Raw genomic sequence first — 513 nt, 5'->3', positions numbered from 1 at the left:
CATTCTGATTGCCACTTACAGGCGTAATATCCGTACTTACTGTTGTCCAAGAACTCCATGAATTTGTGCTTGGCACATTAATAGTCCCTATTAATTGCCCAGAAGCAGCTCCAAGCCTTACTTGAATAGTTCCTCCATTGTTTTTACTTGATACACGAGCTTGGATTGAAGTAGCACAAGTAAGGTCAATTGAATTATACTTAGCCCAATCACCATTATTTACAAAACCTACATGTTGGTTTCCAGAAGAATCATTAGTAGATTCTTTAACAATTCCATTCATATTGTTATAACTTTCAGCTTGTATAGCTGAAAAACTAGCACATTCGATATCTCCATAGACTTCAACTTCTGCTAGTGATAAAGGTTCTGTAGTATTTGTGATGATTCTAACAGTTCTACCCAAAACACCCTCAGCATCAATAGTCATAGATGGATTTGGAGTAGTGGTATATGTTTTACTAAATACCCAGTTACCGTTTCCGTCTCCAATTTTAACCGTAAAATTAGATA

General features: G+C 36.1%; 1 protein-coding gene. It reads right to left on the bottom strand.

The features are described 5' to 3' along the window. Positions 1 to 513, bottom strand: a 513-nt coding sequence (locus ABD816_RS22275; RefSeq protein ID WP_344931131.1) for a carbohydrate-binding protein, incomplete at both ends; no start/stop codon positions are given.

This window comes from Aquimarina addita (assembly GCF_039539305.1).
In the GTDB taxonomy this organism is placed as follows: Bacteria; Bacteroidota; Bacteroidia; order Flavobacteriales; family Flavobacteriaceae; genus Aquimarina; species Aquimarina addita.
This window is presented reverse-complemented; position numbering and strand designations above follow the sequence as displayed.